Annotated in this window: 16 protein-coding genes; 7 read left to right on the top strand and 9 right to left on the bottom strand. The window is 44.9% G+C overall.

Annotated features, from left to right (window positions below; translation table 11 throughout):
• The first annotated feature begins 98 nt into the window (after positions 1 to 98).
• Together SY85_RS15335 and SY85_RS15330 are read left to right on the top strand one after the other, a co-directional pair.
• Entirely contained in the window at positions 99 to 791 is a 693-nt protein-coding gene (locus SY85_RS15335; protein WP_066405781.1) for an HAD family hydrolase, read from the top strand.
• Positions 788 to 1,414, top strand: a complete 627-nt coding sequence (locus SY85_RS15330; protein WP_066405780.1) for a chloramphenicol acetyltransferase — start codon at positions 788 to 790, stop codon at positions 1,412 to 1,414. The genes SY85_RS15335 and SY85_RS15330 overlap by 4 nt, the downstream gene beginning before the upstream one ends.
• A 333-nt stretch (positions 1,415 to 1,747) precedes the next feature.
• Here SY85_RS15330 and tatC read toward each other — a convergent pair whose 3' ends face one another.
• The 4 genes from tatC to gmk all read right to left on the bottom strand — a co-directional run bounded on the left by tatC (position 1,748) and on the right by gmk (position 7,312).
• Complete coding sequence (tatC, locus tag SY85_RS15325) at positions 1,748 to 2,593, bottom strand: twin-arginine translocase subunit TatC (RefSeq protein ID WP_066405779.1); 846 nt, start codon at positions 2,591 to 2,593, stop codon at positions 1,748 to 1,750.
• A 94-nt stretch (positions 2,594 to 2,687) separates the two neighbouring features.
• Positions 2,688 to 5,264, bottom strand: a complete 2,577-nt coding sequence (locus tag SY85_RS15320) for a zinc-dependent metalloprotease (protein ID WP_066405778.1) — start codon at positions 5,262 to 5,264, stop codon at positions 2,688 to 2,690.
• A gap of 98 nt (positions 5,265 to 5,362) precedes the next feature.
• Complete coding sequence (locus tag SY85_RS15315; protein ID WP_066405777.1) at positions 5,363 to 6,634, bottom strand: hemolysin family protein; 1,272 nt, start codon at positions 6,632 to 6,634, stop codon at positions 5,363 to 5,365.
• Between the two features lie 87 nt (positions 6,635 to 6,721).
• Positions 6,722 to 7,312: a guanylate kinase gene (gmk, locus tag SY85_RS15310; RefSeq protein ID WP_066409826.1), complete on the bottom strand. Its 591-nt coding sequence runs from the start codon at positions 7,310 to 7,312 to the stop codon at positions 6,722 to 6,724.
• A 119-nt stretch (positions 7,313 to 7,431) separates the two neighbouring features.
• Here gmk and SY85_RS15305 point away from each other — a divergent pair, with 119 nt between their 5' ends.
• Entirely contained in the window at positions 7,432 to 8,163 is a 732-nt protein-coding gene (locus tag SY85_RS15305; RefSeq protein WP_066405776.1) for a hypothetical protein, read from the top strand.
• A 48-nt stretch (positions 8,164 to 8,211) separates the two neighbouring features.
• On the top strand, positions 8,212 to 9,048 hold the full coding sequence (locus SY85_RS15300; protein WP_066405775.1) for a helix-turn-helix domain-containing protein: 837 nt from the start codon (positions 8,212 to 8,214) through the stop codon (positions 9,046 to 9,048).
• 265 nt (positions 9,049 to 9,313) lie between these two features.
• Here SY85_RS15300 and SY85_RS15295 read toward each other — a convergent pair whose 3' ends face one another.
• Complete coding sequence (locus SY85_RS15295; RefSeq protein WP_066405774.1) at positions 9,314 to 11,788, bottom strand: TonB-dependent receptor domain-containing protein; 2,475 nt, start codon at positions 11,786 to 11,788, stop codon at positions 9,314 to 9,316.
• Between the two features lie 196 nt (positions 11,789 to 11,984).
• Between SY85_RS15295 and SY85_RS15290 the strand changes: the two genes are divergently transcribed.
• Both SY85_RS15290 and SY85_RS15285 read left to right on the top strand, forming a co-directional pair.
• The gene (locus tag SY85_RS15290) at positions 11,985 to 12,572 is read left to right on the top strand and encodes a nitroreductase family protein (RefSeq protein ID WP_066405773.1); all 588 of its coding nucleotides are present in this window, start codon (positions 11,985 to 11,987) and stop codon (positions 12,570 to 12,572) included.
• A gap of 144 nt (positions 12,573 to 12,716) precedes the next feature.
• Positions 12,717 to 13,487 carry an OmpA family protein gene (locus SY85_RS15285; protein ID WP_158512982.1) on the top strand — a complete coding sequence of 257 codons (771 nt, stop codon included), beginning with the start codon at positions 12,717 to 12,719 and terminating at the stop codon, positions 13,485 to 13,487.
• A 21-nt stretch (positions 13,488 to 13,508) separates the two neighbouring features.
• Here SY85_RS15285 and SY85_RS15280 read toward each other — a convergent pair whose 3' ends face one another.
• Positions 13,509 to 14,423 carry an alpha/beta hydrolase gene (locus SY85_RS15280; protein ID WP_066405771.1) on the bottom strand — a complete coding sequence of 305 codons (915 nt, stop codon included), beginning with the start codon at positions 14,421 to 14,423 and terminating at the stop codon, positions 13,509 to 13,511.
• 595 nt (positions 14,424 to 15,018) lie between these two features.
• On the opposite strand from SY85_RS15280, the gene SY85_RS15275 reads away from it, so the two are divergent.
• Entirely contained in the window at positions 15,019 to 15,276 is a 258-nt protein-coding gene (locus SY85_RS15275) for a hypothetical protein (RefSeq protein ID WP_066405770.1), read from the top strand.
• Positions 15,277 to 15,823: 547 nt separating this feature from the next.
• On the opposite strand, the gene SY85_RS15270 is transcribed toward SY85_RS15275, so the two are convergent.
• From SY85_RS15270 to SY85_RS25670, 3 genes are all read right to left on the bottom strand, one after another.
• Positions 15,824 to 16,213, bottom strand: a complete 390-nt coding sequence (locus SY85_RS15270; protein WP_066405769.1) for a hypothetical protein — start codon at positions 16,211 to 16,213, stop codon at positions 15,824 to 15,826.
• Positions 16,214 to 16,544: 331 nt separating this feature from the next.
• Entirely contained in the window at positions 16,545 to 16,757 is a 213-nt protein-coding gene (locus SY85_RS15265; RefSeq protein ID WP_066405768.1) for a hypothetical protein, read from the bottom strand.
• Positions 16,758 to 16,902: 145 nt separating this feature from the next.
• Positions 16,903 to 17,076 (bottom strand): hypothetical protein, encoded by a 174-nt coding sequence (locus SY85_RS25670; protein ID WP_158512981.1) that lies wholly within the window; start codon positions 17,074 to 17,076, stop codon positions 16,903 to 16,905.
• Between the last annotated feature and the right edge of the window lie 74 nt (positions 17,077 to 17,150).

Genomic DNA, 17,150 nt, shown 5'->3' with positions numbered 1-17,150 from the left:
TCACAGCTCGCAGCTTTCCCCCTACCCTTTAGAGAGTATACAAACGCAGCCTGTAAGCAGACTATCTTTGCAAGGCTTTTCTGTATTAAATAAGTGTAATGGACCATATAAAAGTGATCGCCTTTGATGCGGATGATACCCTGTGGATCAATGAACCCTATTTCCGCGAAACGGAACTGGCTTTTGGACAATTGTTAGAAGAATTTTTACCGGCACATACTATAGCGCGGGAACTCCTGCAAACTGAGGTGAAGAACTTGCCGCTGTATGGCTATGGGATCAGAGGGTTTACCCTTTCCATGATTGAAACAGCCTTAAACGTTTCTAATCGTACCATCGATGTGAAGGCTATTGATAAGATCCTGGATCTGGGTCGTGGCTTGTTGGCCCGCCCTATAGAATTACTGGATGGAATAGAAGAAGTGCTGGTGACCCTAAAAGAACACTACCGCATGGTGGTGGCTACCAAGGGCGATCTGTTGGACCAGGAAAGGAAGTTGAAGAACTCGGGGGTGGAGCACCATTTTCACCATATTGAGATCATGTCTGAAAAAGGAACGGGCGACTATCAAAAACTGATCAAACATTTAGATATAGCACCCAGCCAGTTCCTGATGATTGGTAACTCACTAAAGTCTGATATATTACCTGTATTGGAAATGGGTGGGCATGCCATTCACATTCCTTATCACACCACCTGGGCGCATGAACATGTGGAGCATCATATTGAACATGAAAACTTCAGATCCGTAACCCACATTAAAGAAATCTTAGCCCTACTGCTTCCATGAAACAATTATTAGACATAGCTAACTGGGAACGTAAAGATCAATACCAGTTCTTCAAACAATTTGATGAACCTTTCTTTGGCGTGACCGTACAAGTAGACGTAACAAAGGCCTATGAATCTGCCAAGGAGCAGCATATTTCGTTCTTTCTCTATTACCTATATCAATCACTGGTAGCTGCCAATGAAGTGGAATCGTTTCGCTACCGTATTAAAGGAGAAGAGATTTGGATCTTTGATGAAATCCATGCGTCGCCTACCATCAACCGCCCCAATGGTACCTTTGGCTTTGCCTACTTTGATTATACTACCAACTTTCAGCAATTTCAGGCACAGGCACAAGAAGAGATCAATAAAGTGCAAAACACTACAGGGTTGATACCAGCCCTATCGGGCGAGAATGTGATCCATTATTCTTCTGTTCCCTGGATCAACTTTACCGGTATTTCGCATGCGCGTGCCTATTCCTTTCCGGATAGCTGTCCCAAGATCTCGTTTGGTAAAATGACCGAAGAAAATGGTCGCCGCCTGATGCCCATGTCCGTTCATGTGCACCATGCCTTAATGGACGGCTTTCATGTAGCGCAGTATATTGATCGGTTCCAGGAGCTTTTAAATGGTAAATGAGCTATACGCTGCACGCTTCACGCAGAACGCGCCAAGGCGCGGAGAAGGGAACCACAGAGACACGGAGGCAGGGAGGGGCACGGAGATAGGGTTGTCTGAACCGGGATTGGGGGAGATAGAGGGATTAGGGCGAAAAGCTGACGCACGCCCCCGGCGCCTAAAGGGGAGACTTAGGTCGGGTTTGTTTCTTTCTTTTTCGGTCAATCTCTTATACTAATGTTTCAAAGAAAAGGCCGCCCATATGGGTGGCCTTTTCTGAATGCTATTGCTAAATGATGAATGCTATACAATAAAAAACAATGACCTAAGTCTCCCCTTTAGGGGGACAGGGGGTTAGCTCCATTCCAGCGCTTCCGCCTTCGCCTTTTCTTTTACTACGCGGGCGCTCAGCCAGATACTCACTTCATACAGTAAGATCAAAGGCATGGTCACAATGATCTGGCTGATCACATCGGGCGGAGTGATGATACCCGCTACTATCAGGATAATAACAATAGCATACTTGCGTACACTACGCAGGAAGCTAGGTGTTACCAGGCCAATTTTTGAAAGGAAGAACATCACCAACGGTAACTGGAAAGCCAGACCGGTACCCAGGATCAGGGGGATCAGGGTATCAATATAACTCTCAATGGTCCATTGGTTCTGGATGTTTTCATCCAATTGGAAATTGGCAAAGAAGTTAACGGTATAAGGAGCAATTACAAAATAGCCGAAGAACACACCAGAGAAGAAAAGAAGCGATACCCAGAAGATAACACCACGGGTTCTGCTCAATTCTTTCTTGGTAAGGGCTGGACGGATAAAGCGCCAGAACTCCCAGAATATATACGGGAAGGCAATGATAATACCGCCAATAACCAGTACGGTGAAATACATGCTGAACTGACCACTTACGGAGGTGCTTTGCATTTTCACATCCATGATCTTCATGCAAAGGGTATCGCCCATGCCCAAGGCATGACCCACTTTACAAAGCCAGGCGTAGGTGGGGAAGTTGCCATGGGTGGGTCCCATCAATACATTACGTACAAAGAAGTCATTGTAAACGGCAACAATAATTCCGCCGATAACAATAGCAAGTACACTCCGGAACAAGTGACCACGCAATGCTTCTAAATGATCGACAAACGACATTTCTGCCGTATCACTCGTTTTATTTCTATTAAATAAGGCCATGACTCAGGAAAGCGCAAATATACTGGATAACACAAGCACGCATTAAAAAAGCCCGTACGATGTACGGGCTATAGTCAGTTAAAGTTTTTAAAACTTACTTATTTTCCAAAGCGTTGTTGATCATGAACAACAGGCTGGCGCGATGTGCTTTGGTTTCTTCATTGGGCGACACCGCTGTTTGCAGTTGTGTTTTTATCTTACGAAGCGCGTTTAAGCCGGCAGCCCTGGCTACATCATCGTATAGGCTCATCCTACTATCGATCATACTAGTTAGTCCTTTCACGTAAGCCGTTTGCAGGTATTGACGATGCACATTCACATTGGCTTTCAGATCCGCTGCAAAGATGCCTGTGGTCAGGTCGTTCAGTACATCCGCCACGCTATAGGTGTTGCCATACAAACAGCTATTGGTGATGCGCTGCAAGGTAGCCGGGTGTAAGATGTGTGCAAGGGCGCCATTCAACTGGTTGCTCAAAACAACAGCTGTTACCTTATAGTCGTCTCCGGCGCTGGCCTGGTTAAAACCGCGGCGTTGGGGCTGCAGGTAAGCATACAAAGGTGCATCGGCCTTATACGCGTTAGGCGCAAACACATATTTGTTGAGTACTTGAATAGCTCTTTTTTGTGTAGCTACAGGCACAGGTGTAAACGGCTTGGTGGTGGACTTTTGCTCCGGGAAGCTACGGTCTACATACACACCGCCAACATAACGGCTGATGGCTGAGATCATATTGAAACGCTGGCTTTGTAGGGCGCTGTAGCGTGAACGCAGTTCAGCAAAAGACTGTCCTTCTTTGGTATATTTCTGCAGCAGTTTACCCATTAGGTTGTTAACCAGCTGGAAGCGATCTTCTGCATAACCAATAGCGTCTGATGTCAGGTCATTTACGTTAACGCGTGGATCCATGCCTTTACCAGGGGCACGCATGTCATCACCATCATTGCCAAAGGCCAGTTTTGGATCGTTGCTGCGGTCCAGGATCATTTTCAGACCTTCTGTTTCATCCTCTTTGAATTCAGTATAACCATACTCTATTGCCCATAGATCGTAAGGGCCGGCCAGCGTGGTGTAATAATCGCCCTGCTTTTTGCGGTCTAAAGAAATGTTGATAGCCGGGTAGTCCATCACCGAACCTATCAAGCCCCATTTCTGGGTAAGCTCTTTGTTGTTGATCTCTTTAGGCGACCACATTTGTGAGCTTTTCATATTGTGGTTCAAGCCCAGTGTATGTCCCATTTCATGCATGATCAGGTAGGTCAGGAACTGCTTGTGCATCTCGCTGATCTCGTTCTCCGAACCTTCTACATCCAATACGGTCATACCTGTCATCAGCTGACCCTTTAACTCGCTGGCCATGGTGCACAGCGCCGTTTCGCTCATATCCATGCCGGGGAAATTTAGTGTGTTGGTGGCCGCTGTGGTTTTGCCATTTACCAGTTCGTCGAAAATGGGCGTAGCGCTACCGCTATACCACTCAATGGTAATATCTGCTCCAAGTATTTGCCCGGTTTTAGGATTGGTAAAAGAAGGTCCTATTGCACCATAAGGAGGGTTGGCGGACGATACCCAACGAATAACATTGTAGCGCAGATCGGCTGGGTCCCAGGTAGCGGTATCCGGCATTTCTTTCATTACAATGGCATTCTTAAAACCGGCTTGTTCAAAAGCCTTGTTCCATTTCAAGCCAGCTTCCATAATGGTTTTGCGATAAGCTTGAGGTGTGGTGTTCTCTATCCAAAAAACAATCGGCTCCACTGGCTCGCTAAGCGCCGCTGAAGGATCTTTTTTCTTCAGGTTCCAGCGGTTAATGATATCGCGATAAGGGGTGGCGCTAATACTGGTTTGGTCGTTTACCTGCTGACCAAAATAGCCTACCCTGGGATCGTCGCGACGGGGTTTAAAATCGTTTTGCGGCATTTCAATAAAGCTATGCTGCATACGCACACGCACATACCGGGCATCGGTAATGTCGGCACCGCCCTGTATAAACGCGCTAGGATTATCATAGGCCAGGTCTACAATGATATCTGTATTAGATGGAAAAGAGCGAACCGCCTGGTATTTGGATTTACTGGGGTTCAGACTACCTAGCCCAAAAGATGGAATGCTGAAAAAGCTGGGTACACTTACGGGTCTTATCGGGTCCAGCTTTTCGCTGATAAACAAGCCATCAGCATTGACCAGGTAACCGGTAGAATCTTCACCGGCAATCTTTTCGGCCAGGAAGATGGCTTCCGGCTTGTCTACATCCTTGGTCTTACTTACCGGGTTGGCAGGGTCGTAATAAAAAGAAGTGTTGACGCGGCTGAACTCCAGCTTGTCAAATACCTTCTGCACTTTGAACACAAAATTGGCGCGGTGCATACTTTGGTTCAGGAATAAAGAGGTGGGGCCATTCAGGGAAAAGCTTTGATAGATGTACTCTTTACCCAATTGATCTTTCTTGATGTATAGCTGTACACCTCCGGTGGCGGTATCCTGGTAAAGGGTAAACAAGCCATCGGATTTTTTGCTGCCTTTTGTTTTATCAGCCAGAGGCCATCCTCCTTTTTTGGTGGGCTTGGCGGAGTCGGATGAGGGTTGTGGTGGAGTAGTCAATTTCTCTTTTCCTTGACCAAAGCTGTAGGCAGTAGCAGCCAGGCCAAGACACAACAGCATGTGTTTAAGCATTCTTATTGGTATTTAAAGTAACAAAGTACTAAAGAAAGGCGCCCATTCTGCCAGCTCTGGATGGATGCATAGCAACGTATGGTAGAAAGCGAAGCTCCTTACTTAAGGATTTTCAATTTTACCGTTTCAATACGTGTGTCGCTTACATTCAAAATGTCAAACTCAAAATCATCAATAATGATCCGTTCTTTTTGGCGCGGGATTGTTTCGTGGTGGTTGATGATATAACCAGATAGGGTTTCTGATTCTTCATCTTCCGGGAATGTTAAGTCGTATTTCTGTGCTAAGTAGTCTAATTCCAATCGGCCGGAGAACATGTATTCGTTTTCCGCCAAACGCTTTTCTACAAACTCCTCGCTATCGTACTCATCGTGAATTTCACCAAAGATCTCCTCCAACACATCTTCCATGGTTACTATACCAGCGGTGCCACCAAATTCGTCTACCACCCACGCAATGCTTTTGCGCTCGCGGCTGAATTTGTTGATCAGGTCGGTTGCACTCATGGTTTCCGGTACGGCCGGTATGGGATGCAGGATAGAGTTAAGGTCAGATGGACTTTTAAACAAATCTAATTGGTGGACATAGCCAATAATATTGTCAATATTGCCTTCGTACACTACCAGTTTGCTCAACTTGGTTTCAATAAATTTTACGCGAACCTGTTCTACCGTGCATCTGCTTTCTACACCAATAACCTCTTTACGGGGTACCAGGCACTGGCGGATCTTGGTCTTGGCCAGCTCCAGGGCATTTTCGAACAGCTCGGTGTTGAGTTCTTCGGGTTCAAATTCGTCGTTAGTGCCTTCGTTGAAAAGTGTATCCATATCACTACGCACAAAGGCTTCTTTCTTTTCATCTACACGCACATTGAAAAGATATTTTAAAACCCAGTTGGAGATATTAATGAATAAGGAAGCAATGGGTTGTAGTAAACCATAACAGAAGTTCACTACATACACCAGGCTGGTTAGGATCCAATTGCTATTGGCGCGAAACAAGGCGCGGGGGATAAACTCGCCAAACACCAATACGATGAAGGTGGCTAAAATGATATCGGCAATCAGTTGTACCGCATCGTAACGATCACCTGCCTGGCGCCAGATCCATTCCCACATAGGAGTAGTAACGGTGTTAAACAGTAATACAAAACATACCAGCGATATAGTAAAGCCGGTAACGGTGGTGCCTAAAAATATTTCAGGTGTTTTGATTAAACGGGAGAGTAGCTGGGCGCTTGGTTTTCCTTGTTTTTTCTTAAGCTCAATACCAAACCGGTTAACGCTAAAAAACGCCATTTCAATACCGGCAAAGAAGGCCATCATAAAAATGGTAAAGAAAAACCAGGTGAGTACACTAACCGAGATCATAGGTATAAAGATATGGAAAACGCCCACGGATTATAGAGTATAGGCGTTGTTTAGCGGGATTTTGGCAAAAGGATGACGGAGCGGCTATTACTTTTTGCCGCTTTGGATAAAGTCCAGTATCAGTCGTTCTGCTTCCCCGCACGCCGTTCCTAAATGGGCGTTCACTATTACATGATGGAAGGAGTGCTTGAAGGATAGCTCATAGGCTGCTTTGTTCACCCTTGCCTGTAACGACTCTTCGCTTTCTGTGCCTCGGGACGTTAGTCGGCGGCGTAATTCATCAATGGAAGGCGGCTCTATAAATAAAGAAAATGTGTTGTCCGGAAATTGCTCCTGCACGTGAATAGCACCTTTTACATCAATATCCAGCAGTGGTACTTTTCCCAAACTCCAAATACGCTCCAGTTCCGATTTCAGGGTACCATAGTATTTACCCTCATACACCATTTCCCACTCAATAAACTCACCATGCTGAATCTTTTGGTTGAATTCCTCAGCACTCATGAAGTAATAATCCACTCCGCTTTTCTCATTGCCCCTGGCCTGGCGCGTAGCAGCCGAAATAGAAAAGGACAGCTTTTCGGGATACTTGTTTAACAAGAAATGCGTAATGCTGGTTTTCCCCGCACCGGAGGGCGCTGTAAGAATGATGATTTTGTGCAGTGGATCTGTTGCCATAGTATTGATGGCTGCAAATGTAGGAACTGTAAACAAACAATTGTATGATACAGATTGCCAATAGCGGTGTAAAAAGGAAGAATTACCTTAGCAGACTTACCAACAGCTGACCCCTGACAATGGATGTTGCCGTACTAAATAGACGTTTGCAAAACTTATGGGAGGAGTACAATCACGTACGTCTGCTAGGGCAGAAAAAGGAGGCTAACAACTTGCTGGCCGTTTTTATCAATGAGCTCAGACAGCAAGATCAAGCGGAGATGCAACATTTCGTGGATGCCTTATGTACAGCCGTATTAGATACAAATGATGAAGTGCTGGCCAATAACGGAGTAGCAGTAGCCAATCAGGTAGAAAGAATTCAGCATCCACTATTTAAGGATATCCTTCTGCCGATTCTGGCAAAGCAGTATCTGCAAAACAGCAGCCGCCACATGAAATGGATTGGGCAATTGGAGCAATTCTTTTATACTGATGCGGAAACCACCAGCGCTTTCCTGCAACAGATCCATTATGAAGGCTTTTTTGAGGCAGCCTATTTCTTTGAAAAAGCCTTTGCCATTAGCCAGGAGCAAGATGCGCTTACGTTGCTATTGCACCAGTTGGCTAAAACCATGGATTATTATTTTCATGAAGTGCCGTATGGTGTGCTGGCCACTCCACACGTATTACAAGAGGCGCTTCAATGCTTTAAAAACTATTGGTCGCTGTCGCAGCACCAACGCAAATGGACGGATCATTTTATATATTGGGAACGGCTGACCTATCATTGGACATGCTATAACTCCGATAGTAACAGCTATAACAACTTTGCTCATTATTTGTCTTTACATAACATTTTACCTGATTAAAAAATCTTAGTTTACCACATGGCTTAAAATGCCATTAACAATAGCACTGTGCAGCATGTAGAGTTTTTTCATATCGATCATTTTGAACACCGGTATCACCGTCGCAAGGCTAAAAAATCCTTATGGCCCTTTATTGATTTTTTCTGGGAAACCGACTTTGAGTCGCTGTGGCCACAATATCCGGAAGGCTTCTCCGACGCGCTTTTCCCCAATATTGGTTATACCTACCTGATCAACTTAGGAAGTCCTTTTGTAATGCAGCTGGAGGAAAGCCGGCATGAGATAAAGTCGGATGGTTTTCTGCCCCGGTTCAAAAACATGGTCTGCCACCATTCAGTAGGCAACCGCATCTTTGGTGTCAAGTTCAATGTATCGCCAATTGTTTTTGAAAAGAAGGTGAACTTCTTTGAGTACCGCGAATTCATTTACCCGCTGGCTTACCTGATTGATCCAACGGTAGTGCAAAAAGTGAAACAGGCCGACTCGTTTAACAAACGTGTTGAGATCATTTCGCATTACTACGAAAAGATCATTGAAAAGCATGCGGGTACACTTAACTACGTACATGTTGTTACCAACTGCCTGCAAACATTCGCTGACTCACAATTTCAAATCTCTATAGAAGCGCTGGCCGACCAGAATCAAATAAGCACACGCACCCTGCAGCGCTATTTTGAAGCGGCTACCAGCATTAATACCAAGCAGGCATTGCAGCTAATGCGTATCCGCAGAGCAGTAGAAGAATTGGTACATCGCCCAGATCATTTTCAACACACCGATTTCGGCTATTACGATTACAGCCATTTTTACAAACACCTAAAGGCGTTCTTAAACAGTCATACTACCGCCATTGCCCAACCGCACCTGCAGTTGCTGAAGCGATAGCGAAGGCACACCCCCGGCCCCTAAAGGGGAGGGCCACGCTTCCGGGAACCACGGAGGCACCGCGAGCACGGAGATACACAGAGACGATTAAGGAATTTATATAAACTAAAAAGCACTCCACCAACGGAGTGCTTTTTAGTTGTAAGAGAAATTTGATCTTCTGTATTTGTGTGTTGGCTACTCACCATTCACCATTGACCATTCACGGGCCAGGCTCCTGCCGCGCTGCCCTCCCCTTTAGGGGCTGGGGGCGTGTGTGGCCGCCTTAATTTCCTCCTGCTCTTTGTCTTTCTTCTTCAGAAGCCGTTGTTCTGCGGCGGGCGGCTTGTACTTTATTATTACCAAAGCGGTAGGTAAAGGACAGCGTACCTACGCGGGTATCTCTATAGGCATGCCAGTTCTCTACATAGCGGCCAGGATTGGTAACAGTAGCTTTAGGCAGGTTGGTCCAGAAGATATCAGTCAAGCTAAACCGGAATGTACCCTTGCCTTGCATCACTGTTTTTTGTCCACCTACTGCCAGTCCCCACTGCGGGTCTAATACCATGTAGCCGTAACGACCGCCAGTATTCAGGTTGGCGTTTAGTTCGGCGGTCCAACCTTTTTTAAGTGTAAAGGTGTTGTTGCTGCGAATAGTAGCTGCTGGTGCGCCATTATCAAGCTGAGCGCCACCCAGGTTACCGCTGAAGTAGTTGTAATATACGTTTACATTATTGATCATGTTCCACCACTTGCTTACGCGAATCGGTGCGTTGGCGGTTAAGCCTATATAGTCAGACGACTTGAGATTCACTGGTATTTGTACCGTGATATTAGAGTCTGTACCCGCTTCTATTTCAAAGTTGGGGATCACATCCAAAATGGGTGATAATACCGTGTTCTGCGCATTAATCGTGTGGCTATACCCTAAGGTGAAGTTGATGTTTTTGACAGTGTAGTTGGCTTCATACGACCAGGTGGTTTGTGGTTTCAGGTTTGGATCGCCGGTAGAATAAATACCTGGGTCGATCTGGAAAAGGAATGGATTAAGCTGGTTGTACCCTGGGCGGTCTATTCGGCGACTAACCGATACACCTACTGTTTGGTCATCTGTAAGCTTGTAATTGAAGTAAGCACTGGGGAACAACTGGAAATAGTCGTTTTTGAAGTCAACGCTGCCTTTAACCTGGTGCGTTTTCAGATTGGTCTGCTCACCGCGCAAGCCTAGTTGTACATTGAACTTCTTGAACTCTTTACTGTAATTCACATAAGCGGCATTGTTATACTCCTTATAAAGGAATTGGTTGGTTTTAGTAGGATCTACAACACGCCCGGATGAAAAGACTTTGAAGAACTTGGCATCGTTATCCGATGATACATAGCTGGTCTTAAAGCCGGCTTCAAACTTCGCTCCCTTAGGTAAGGGGTTTACATAGTCCACTTTAGCTGTGCGTAGGGTCAGCTCACCATCTTGATCTCCATCCAATATATCGTTATCGCGTCGGGTGCTACCATTTAAATTGTAGAAGCTGCTGGCGGTACGGGTGAATGATCTGGAGCTGTAAACACCATAATCCACATCGGCTGTTAGTTCCCGGCCAGTAGAATCAAACTTGTGCTTCAGGTTGATGTTAGCTACAGTATTATTAAAGTCGTTGTTGTCGCTACCGGTGGATATGATCTTAGACTCGGCTTCATTCTTTGTATCGTTAACAATGGTAGTAATGTTGGCGTCGCGTTTAAAATCAGTGAAGTTGCTGTTCACTACAAAGCCCAAGGTGGTATTCTTCGATGGAAAGAAATCGGCTCCCAGGCGAGCGGTATGCGAGCTAACTGGAAATTCCGCATAGTTGTCTTTATCATCAGAACCCACAAATGCTCCATCCTTATAGAAGTTACGGTTGATGATCAGGTTGTTCAGGTTTTCGCGATAGCTATAGTTATAGTTACCAAACACATTCACTTTCTTGTTGCGATAGTTAAACGTACCTCCGGCATTGGCCTTTGGTAGTTCGCCATGTCCAAAGCCGGCAGTTAGTGTACCATTGGTGCCAAAGCGTTGGTCTTTTTTCAAACGGATATCAATAATACCGGAGTTGCCGGCTGCGTCATATTTAGCCGAAGGGTTGGTAATGATATCTATACGCTCAATGGCGTTACTTGGTAATCCTCTTAGGTAGTTGGCCAGGTCAGCACCAGTCATGGGAGTAGGCTTGCCATCGATCATGATAATAACACCTGCGCGGCCACGCAGACTGATGGCATCGTTTTGATCTAATGTAATGCCAGGCGAACGCTCCAGAACATCTAACGCCGTGCTGCCGGCGCTAACAATGCTGTTGTCCACATTCACCACGATGCGGTCGTTCAATTTTTGGATAAAGGGCTTTTTAGCGGTTACCGTTACACCAGCCAGTTGGTTGGCGGCTTTAGCAGTCAAGCTTAATGCGGGTAGCGTAAGGGATGCTTGCTCTGTAGTTAACGTAAAAGGCTGTGAATACTGGGGTTGATGGCCTACATTGCTGGCCCGTACCAGGTAGGTTTGAGCAACAGCAGGCTCAAATTCGGCTAATCCTGTTTTGTCGGTTATGGCTGTCTTCACTAAGGCCGAATCCTTGCTGTGGAGTAGCTCCACAGTGGCGCCATCTAACGCTTGTTTCTGTTCGGTAGTGATGGTAATTGTTACTTTTCCTTTTGGTGTTTGTGCAAAGGCTGAAAGACTCATTACTACACTCAAAATCAATAGTATATCTCTTCGCATGTACAGTAGTTTCCGGCAAAGCACAGAAGAATTACATATAGAAAATAGCCAAACTATATTAACCGATTATCCTCTCCTATGGGCGGAAACATGACTAGACTTACGAAAATGATCGTGTCGGAAAATTACATGAACAGGCATAATTAAAATAACTTCAGTAGTAAGCGTTTGCCCGTTTTTGAAATAGCTTTACGGTATGGAGTTTACTATAGAAGAATTCAATCGGCTGGTTAGGGCTCGGCGTTCGGTATTTCCCAAACAATTGGATCCTGCCAAAAAAGTAGACGATGAAATTGTACGCCAGATCCTGGAAAATGCTACCTGGGCACCCAGCCACGGTAGTACAGAGCCCTGGCAATTTGTAGTATTTACCGGCAAAGGATTAGAAACCCTAGCCAACTTTCAAAGTGAGTTATATAAGGAAACAGCTGGTGATCATTTTAAAGAGGCTACGTATAGTAAGCTGAAAGAGAACCCGCTCAAGGCATCACACATTATAGCACTGTGTATGAAGCGTAGTGAAACTCGCCGCCACCCGGAAATAGAAGAGATAGAAGCGGTGGCTTGCGCCGTGCAAAATATCTACCCATCTGTTACTGCTTATGGCTTGGGCGGCTATTGGACCACCGGTGGTGTTACCTACAATGAAAAAGCCAAGGCATTCTTTGACCTTGGGCCGGACGATAAACTGCTTGGCTTCTTTTATTTGGGACATGTGGCAATACCATCTCCTGCGGGTAAACGAAAGCCACTGGAAGAAAAGATGGTGTGGATAAAGGAATAGATGTCTGATGGTTGATTTTTGTTGACAGAGGACAGATGATAGTGGGCGGTTGACAGGAATGGTAATGTTAACACAAGCTTATGTGCTGAAGACATATTCTATCCATGAAGAGTTGATTAGATGAAAGGTTTTATTTTTAGCAGAATGAAATACCAAAACCGTTTGCTAGTTGCAGTCCTGCTGTTGTCATTCAAACAGGTAAATAGCCAGGTAGTTAGAGACACCGTTATTTCGCTGTATTTCCCTACAGGAGCCTATGAGCTGGACTCCCTGCATACGAAGCAACTGGCATGGTTGGCCAGTTCTGATCATTCGGTCAAGCAGATCACGGGTTATGCCGACCATCGTGGCTCTACTTCTTCTAACCAGCGGCTCTCCCAAAAACGAGCCGAGGCGGTAGCCAGGCTCTTGGCTTCTGGCAAGAAGGGGCTTACAGTGATGCCTGAATCAAAAGGTGAAACAGGTACACAGCTAGCGGAGTTATGGAAAAATAGAAGGGTTGATATAGTTGCTGCCATGTCTGCGTCTACTCCTTCCACGGCTGCTACTATTCGTTCACTGGAACTGGATAATATTTATTTCGTGCCCGATTCTGCTGTAATAACCCCTAAGTCCTTACCCTTTATTAAGGAGCTGGCGCAAACCCTGAAAAACTACCAGGACGAACATTTTGAGATCATTGGTCATGCCAACTGCCAGGAGACACTAGAGCCCAGTAAGATCAAAATCTTTTACCGCCTTTCCGAACAACGCGCAAAGCTCATTTACCAACTTCTATTGCAACACGGTATCCCCGCAGAGAAGATGTCGTACAAAGGAATAGCGAACACCCAGCCTGCTATAGAGACACCTCAGAATGTTGCTGAGAAAAAAATGAATATGCGCGTGCAGATCCTCATTACCAAAGGAAGCTAAGGACTACGCTTTTATAAGAAATTATTTTCCCAGCATGAACGCTAGCGGTATCTGTAAGCGCTTTTTCCAGGCAGCTTCTGAATGGTTCTCGCCGGGGAAGTACTTTGTTGTCCAATTCTTTTTAGTATAACCTTTTGCCTTTACTATTTTATCGGCCTGCTGTTGTAATGGCGGGTATAAAGCATCCAGGGTTTGGTCGCCATAGTCGAAATAGAGTTTGTGGGTAGCGGGATTGGGCAACTGTTTTTTCATGTAGTTGAAAAAAGCCTGTGGAATGGGATTACCCTCCACTGTAAACAAGCCGGGCCAATGAGTAGATAAGCAAGCGGCTGCACCAAAGACTTGGGGATATTCGCAAATAGCATAAAGACTAATAAGCCCGCCCATGCTACTGCCGGCAATGAAGGTATGCTGACGATCTTTATACGTGCTATACGTACTGTCAATAAATGGCTTTAATTCATTGACCAAGAACTTCAGGTAGTTGTCGCTATTTATTTTTTGTCCATTGAAAAGGGCTTTGCTATTCACTCCATTGTAAATAGAATCTTGTTGCGGTTGTGATAAAGATTCAAACGCTTGCTGTGGAAAATAGTCGGCGAACCGGCCCGCACCACTATTCCAGATGCCTACAACAATACATGGCTGAATCTTCTTTTGTTTCAACAGGACCGATAGGCTTTCATCTACACCCCATTCCTGTTTGTTCCAGGTGGTGGATGAATCAAATAGCATTTGCCCATCGTGCATGTAAAGCACTGCATATTTTTTAGAAGGGGTATAGTCTGCAGGAAGCCATACATCTACATGGCGGGCAGTTACATATTTGGAGGTAACGTTTTCATGCCGCTTGATTATCCCAGAAGAGGGAATGGATAATTGGGCAGAGACAAATAAGGTCGTCATCAGGCACGAGAATAAGAGCAGATGTTTCATGGAGTGGCTGTTGAGTTCTATGCACTAGGTGCTGTATAAAAATAAGCCATGCGGCGTGTTCAACAAGGCGATTGCTTTCCGGTTCCCACCGTGTCGCTTACGCATAGCTATGTGCGGAGGAGAGAAGTAATTCTATTTAAATAAATCTAACTGAATTAAACTATATCATAGGTTGCAACGTTATTGACGTTCAAAGGGTTATTGTAAAATTCCTACGATAGATCGTAGGTTCACACTCTTGTTTCATATAAAACGAGATATACGGAAGAAATTGTTGAATATCTTTCTGTTCAGTTGCAAGGGGGCTACTTTGTGCCTATTCATGCGGCCGAACTGCAGGAAGTGAACCTAGCCGCTAAGAGGTGACCGTCCGCTAGGGCAAGGCCGCCGAGTCCCTTGCTGCCGCACAAGGGCCACGCAAAGGAGACTAGTCGGGGAAGAAAACCCAGATCAGCACGGTGGATCCCGACGCTCGCTCGCTGGTGATTTTTGGTCCCCACCGTGTCTCTTCCGCCTGGCTTTGTGGGTGGTGAAGGACACGGCGTTTGTAAAAACTAACATTTCTTTTCTATAGCATACCACGACCTTTGGAGTCATGAATGAGCATTTCAAAGATATCATTGGCTCCATTGGGAAAGGTGATACCAGTTTGGTAGAAAAATTCTTCCGCCAGCCAGGTGGCCGCAAATACCTGGAGAATATTACGCTCATTCTCATTAATGCTTTACCACATCATTACGAAGAGAAAGAAGAAATGTATCTGGGTTTTGTAGAAGTGCTTGATCATATGGAGCAACGTATTCGGCAAAAGGAAGGACAGGAGATATTGGAAGATGTTTTTCGGGATAGTTAGCTTGTTTTTGCTAGAGTAGATGTTCCGAGGGAAAAACGGTGCTGCATCATTCTGTTATAGATACAGTAAATATCTAATGAGAAAGACCTCACAGAAGTAAAGTGTTACTTGTAGACAGTTATTACTTTGCAATTTCTCCTTCTAAAAGCCTTTCAATTTCTTTCCCGCCGTTGTTGGTGTTGAGGCGGAGGCTATGTGATGGGCCCACCAACAACACTGCTGAAGATAACCAACCTAGAACAGGCCTTCCTTACGTCTTTCAGTTGTTGGTGCAGCCTCCGCACAAAGCTTGTAAGAACACCAACAACGGCGTAAAAATGAATACTCTTTTCATGAGTGGAAGCTGTTATGGTTGCAGGTAACTGTCCAATATACACAACTCCTTATTCAATTGAAAGTTGACAACAAATAAAATGGGAGTAAATAGGAAGTGCGAAAATTAGTGTACTACATTTCTTGTCCCTACCGTACTTCCGCATAGCTATGTGCGTTAGGAAGGACACAGCGGAGCGAAGATGCAGAACGGCTTAAAAAGCACGAATCCTTTTTAGTTTAAGTTAAACGCAGTCTTACTAGCCTTATTCTTTAGGAGGGATCGTAGTATGGTTCCCAAATAGGCAAAGCCAATTGCCATTACCATAAAGGCAAGAAAAAAGAGTACGCCGACGTAGATACGTGGGGTTATTTTGGCTTGCGTAAAAATAAAAGCAGGCTGTAAAATAACAATAAGAACTCCCCATAGCCAAGGCTTGCTTGGAGCTATAAAACCTGCAATAGCTGCGGTTAAAAACATGATTGGTAAACCAATTTGATAGTATTGGTCACTGTACCAGGCCTCTACATCATTTGTTATTCCGCTAATGGTTAACCAAACAGTAAGACCCGTAAGACTTAAAGTAGCGGAGATGAATAGTTGTTTTTTAGCCAGAAGATTCATATGAATACGATTAAGTTAAAACGTGTTCTAAGTATGGTTACTTCTGTAGGGGACTTTGGTTCGTTTTTCTTGATAAAATATTGGTAGCTAGACTAGCTGTGTTTAACCTTACAGCTCAACACTACTTTAAAATAATAGTTTTTTGGCTATTAAAGAAGAGGTTTATTAAAAATGTGAGGCAATAACTACAAATGCCTATTCGCCCGCAAACAATGAGCCTTTGTGGCAACGGGTTTCTAATCACACTTTATCTCTCTCCGTTCAGAAAGGCGACCAGGCCGTGGAGACGCGGATGGAATAGAGATGTAGAATGGGTTAAACCCATGACTCCTTATTGCTTTACGTGGGATCGCAGTACTTTACCAATATAAGCACAGCCGATTGCAACGGCCATAAAGACAAAGAAGAAGAGGCTGACAATGATAAATGGACCTGCCTGGTATTGAATAAAAAGGGCATAAGGTTGTAAAAGAACAACAAAGATGCCCCATCGCCATGGCTTAAAGGGAGCTATAAAACCTGCAATAACTGCAACTGCAAACATAATAGGAAGACCCTAAGTATTCGAATGTTGTTCTTTGCGTTGCTTTGCGCCTTCTTAGCGCGGCTTTGCGGTTGTTTTTTTACCGCAAAGGCCACAGAGAAACCGCAGAGGGGCGCAAAGGAAACTGCTTCAAAGAGTACGCTCTCTACTGTCTATTATAGCATTCGGACACTTGGGTAGGAAGACCAGCCAGGTAGTATAGGTTGCTGTCCCAAGCTTCTACTTTATTGCTTATTAAGCCGATGCTTATCCAAACAGCAAGACCGATAACACTTAAGATAATGGAGATGACTAGTTGTTTTTTAGACAGTTGGTTCATGCAGACTCTATAGGGTTTAAAACTTTTTCTGAGTGTGATTATTCCTTTTGCTCTGTCAAGATCTTACCCTCACA

The sequence above is a fragment of the Flavisolibacter tropicus genome (assembly GCF_001644645.1).
Taxonomy (GTDB): domain Bacteria; phylum Bacteroidota; class Bacteroidia; order Chitinophagales; family Chitinophagaceae; genus Flavisolibacter; species Flavisolibacter tropicus.
Note: the sequence above shows the minus strand (reverse complement) of the source record. Positions and strands in the feature narration are given on the sequence as shown.